2 protein-coding genes and 1 pseudogene are annotated in these 4,498 nt (G+C 58.5%); all 3 read left to right on the forward strand.

The annotated features are described in order from the left end of the window. Positions 1-393 precede the first annotated feature (393 nt). Positions 394-1,938, forward strand: coding sequence for a hypothetical protein (locus OEZ49_RS22810; protein WP_263390441.1), 1,545 nt, complete (start codon positions 394-396; stop codon positions 1,936-1,938). Between the two features lie 276 nt (positions 1,939-2,214). Further along, positions 2,215-2,317: pseudogene (locus OEZ49_RS23145) on the forward strand (IS6 family transposase); the annotation flags it as partial. A 406-nt stretch (positions 2,318-2,723) separates the two neighbouring features. Beyond that, the coding region (locus OEZ49_RS22820) for a beta strand repeat-containing protein (RefSeq protein ID WP_397545703.1) at positions 2,724-4,498 on the forward strand (1,775 nt) is incomplete at its 3' end.

Here is a 4,498-nt window from a genome sequence, read left to right on the forward strand (position 1 = left end):
CCTCAGCTTTACGGCAATCATCAATGCCTGCGCCGCTCTCCTGAACTCAAAGTGAATCTCAACAGACCCTAGTGCGGAGCGCCGAACTTTGTGTCGTTAGTCGGCATGGAAGCGTGACGAAGCATCGGGGGCCAAGAGTACCGCCCAGGTGTTGAACTGGCCCGGCGCTGCGGAGGCTTTATGCAACGCAGCAGCTGACCAGTGAGTTTACGGTTGCTCGCCATGCTCGGAAAAGCTTTGGGGGTTGGAGGTCCAGGTCCAAACCCCGCTGGTCGGTTTTCGGCTTTCTGGCGCCTACCTGCCATTGAACAGCCCTCTCGACCGCGTTGCCGGGCGCCGATACTATCCGTCTGGACAAGCAGAATGCAGGTTTGCCGAAGGGATCGAATTGTTTTGTCCGATATTCAGCTAGACAGGGACGCGGTCGCCGAGCAGCTGGACCGCATCGTCTCCTCCACGGATTTTACGGCGGGGCCACGGGCGCGGAAGTTTCTGGCTCATCTCGTTGCGGAAGAGTTGGAGGGTCGTGGCGAGCTGTTGAAGGGAACGGCCTTGGCAATGGATGTCTTCGGCCGCGATGCCAGTTTCGACCCCAACAGCGACCCGATCGTCCGGATCGAGGCGGTCAAGCTGCGCAAGGCGCTCGAACATTATTACCTGACTTCGGGTGCCGGCGATGAAATCATCATTTCGGTTCCCAAAGGGCATTATCGCCCGAAGTTCGAGTATCGGCCGCTTGTGCAAACCGGTCCGCAGCGGGCTCCGCGCTCCGGACTGCCAAGATTGGCGATCCTTAGCTTTACCGGAGATGACCGGGAAAGGGCGCGCCTGTACCGGGAGGGGTTGCCAGAGGAAATTGCGCTTGAACTGGCGCGTTTTGGACAGCTCAGCGTGATATCCGGATGGCACGAGGACGCGATTTCTGCCAACCGAAGCGCCGTGGACCTTGCAGCACGCACCGACTATGTCCTGCGCGGTAATGTCCGTGAAGCCGGCGGAAGCCTTCGTGTTTCGGTACAGCTGAGCCGATTGCCGGACGAGGCGCTCATCTGGTCGGATCGGCTTCGCATCGACGCCGATCATGCGGACGTTTTTGGGCTGCAAGAGGAGATCGCGCGCCAATGCGCGACGCGCCTGGCTGATGCCTATGGGATTGTAGCTGAGGATCTGAGCGCCCAATACTCAGGCCGGAATGGGACGGATGCAGGGGTTTACGAGGCGCTCCTCGCTTTTCACGCCCACATGCGCACGGCACGCCTCAGCAGCCTGAACGAATTCCAGGAGCTTGCGCAGAGCGCCCTCCGCGATAATCCTTCGAGCGGGCTCGCTCATGCATTGGTTGCCATTACGCTGATTGAGGCAGCGACGCTCGGCAGCGCGAGTGTGGAAGACGTTATTGAGACGGGGCGGATCCACGCAGAGAAGGCCATCGCACTGGCGCCGAATTGCCAGGAAGCTCTGTTTGCCGCTGCCGCTTTTGCCCAAGCCCGTGGGGACGCAGCACGTTACCGGAACCTTATTTCGCGCGCGATCGACGCAAATCCCAACGCAACGCTCATGATGGCCATGGTCGGTGGTTGGCTCGCAAAATCGGGGGATGTTGATAGGGGGCTCGAACTCGTACGGGCGGCCCGGGAGCGCAACCCGCTTCTGCCGATCTGGGTGTCCATATCGATGGTGGTGGAACCATTGATCGCGGGGGACTTTCGCACCGCCTCCGATCTCGTCCGTGACATCGACGCACGCGACAGCATCTACGACTGGTTGCTGATTGCGGTGGCGCATGCGTTGGCCGGGGAGCAGGACCTTGCCCATGCCGCGATCGTACCGTTCAAGGAACGTGGCATCGAGCCTGAGGACTATGTCTCGAAAGTCAGGATGGACGCTCGGTTACGAGCGCGCATCACCGCTGGGCTGGAACGGATCGCGGCCATCTGACCGCAACAGCGGGTGCGGTCGAATGAAAACGGCGGTGTCAGAAGGAATCCGGTTGAGACGGGCAGGGCGCTCTCGTAGCCTGTTGACATGCCGAAACGTGATCCGTTCAAATACTGCCACAGCAGCCCAGAGATCATTCGTCTCGCGGTGATGCTGTCGTCAGATTTCCCCTGTCACTGCGCAACGTCGAGGATTTGTTTCACGAGCGCGGTGTCGATGTCAGCCACGAAACGATCCGGTTCTGGTGGCATTGCCGACAAGCAGAAAACGGGTCGCTGGCTGAACAACAGGGCTGAGAATTCGCACCTGCCTTTCCGACGACGAGAGCGGGCGATGCTCCGCTTTCGCAGCATGCGAAGTCTGCAGAAATTTGCTTCCGTCCACCCCTCTGTCTGCAACCATTTCAACTCGGAGCGCAGTCTCACCTCCAGAGCGAATTTCAAGATGAATCGCGTCGCCGCTCTGGCAGAGTGGCGCGGTCTCTGCGCGGCTTAAGGGACGGCTATTTTGTCCTTGTGGAGAATGGTTCTCATCCGTCTGACAGCCCCGAACTGTATCAAATACTTCGCGACCCTATCCGACAGATGCCTGAACCTCGCAATTGAGCATGTGGAAAAGGCCGCGATTTCGAATTGTCCGCCACGCTGCCAAGTTTTTCCAAAAGCACAAAAAATCATATATCAAAGATGGATTTTTGATGTATTGATCTCGCATGGGTTGATCGGTTCAGCGATGCCGGGGCGATACCGCAACGTGTACAGGTCACGAGTTTTTGGGAGATAATCATGGCGGATTTTTTTGTATTTGCGACATTTGACAGTGTCTGGTCGAACGGCACACTTACCACCGATTTTGTGCGTAGTCGCCAAGTCGACACCTCTCCGCGCGACGCCACCATCACTGACGGGGACGGTACTTTATCACTGAACGAATCCACAGCCTTTACCTATACAGGTCTCTCTGGCGGCGATGTCGGTCCCTACGACATGCATAGCTTTACCATGAACAATGGTGGCACTGCCATATGGATGGCGGGGGTAGGAAACTCTGGCGGTATCGTTATCCCCACCAACGCAATTGCCTACGATACTTTCTCCAACGGCACGGCCTTTACCATCTCCTCCAGCGCCACGATAACCTCGACGACCTACGCAACCTTCTACGTGCCCCCGGCAAACAACGATCCGACTGTGACGGGCGCACCGACGGACGTGACTGTGACCGAGGATACGACCAGCAACCTCGACCTCTCGACGATCAGCTTTGTCGATGCAGATGGCGACAACCTGACAGTCACTTTGCAAGCCAGTTCGGGAACCTTGTCTGGAAGCAGTGGTGGCGGTGTCACCGTTTCCAACGTTGGGGCCCGTACACTCACGCTTAGTGGTTCAGCCTCGGCGATCAATACTTTCCTCGATACCGCCAGCAACGTTCGCTATCTTGGCGCGTCGAACGCCAACGGCAATGACGTGGCGACGTTGACGGTATCGGCCTCGGATGGGAACGGCGGCGGTCTCGCCTCGAATCCGGTGATCAATATCGACATCACCGCGGTGAATGACGCTCCGACGATCACGAACCTGAACGGCAACTCTATTAACTACATCGAGGGCTTCACCACCACCAACGTTGACGTTTTGGCCGATTCGACGGTGACGGATGTCGACTCTGCCAATTTCAACGGTGGGTCCGTCCAGGTGGTGTTCCTATCGGGCGGCCTGCCCGAAGATCGCCTCTCCATCGCCAACGCCGGGTTCAACGCCGGCCAAACCGGCCTGATCGGCTCGACCGTCTACGCAAACGGCATCGCTATCGGCACTTTTGCGGGTGGCACCGCTGGTACCCCCCCCCTCACAGTTTCCTTGAATTCAAATGCTACGCCCGGCAATGTTCAGGTTCTGCTGCGCAACATCCTCTATCAGAACCTGGGCGGCGACGACCCGAGCACCACAACCCGAACCATCGGTATTACCGTAAATGACGGCTCCGATTCCTCCGCATCGCAGCAAGTAACACTCAACATCACCGCAGTGAACGATGCGCCGATATTCGCTGGAACTGGTGGCACTACGACCTATTCCGAAAACGGTGCGCCGGTCGACCTGTTCTCCGTCACTTCAGCCTCGACAGTAGAAAGTGGCCAGCAACTCCTCGTGACCTTGACTGTCAGCGGGTTGTTGGACGGCGCAGCGGAACTGCTGACGATCGATGGTAGCAAGGTCGCGCTGACGAATGGAAATAGCGCGACAACTGCAAATAACGGTTTGGGTGTCAGCGTCTCCGTCACAACCGGCACCGCGACGGTCAGCATCTCCGGCGCAGCGCTCGCCACCAACGCCCGCCAGATTCTCGACACCCTGGCGTTCGAAGTGTCGGGCGACGCTCCGACGGCCGGTGACCGCGTTTTCGCAATCACAAGCCTGATGGATAGTGGTGGCACAGCAAATGGCGGCACTGATACCACGGCACCGTCTATCAATAGCACAGTGACGGTCACGGCCGTGAACGACGCGCCGGAGGTGTCGGGGGCGCCGACGGATGTGTCGGTGACCGAGGATAC

Source organism: Ruegeria marisflavi (genome assembly GCF_025673445.1).
Lineage (GTDB): Bacteria > Pseudomonadota > Alphaproteobacteria > Rhodobacterales > Rhodobacteraceae > Ruegeria_B > Ruegeria_B marisflavi.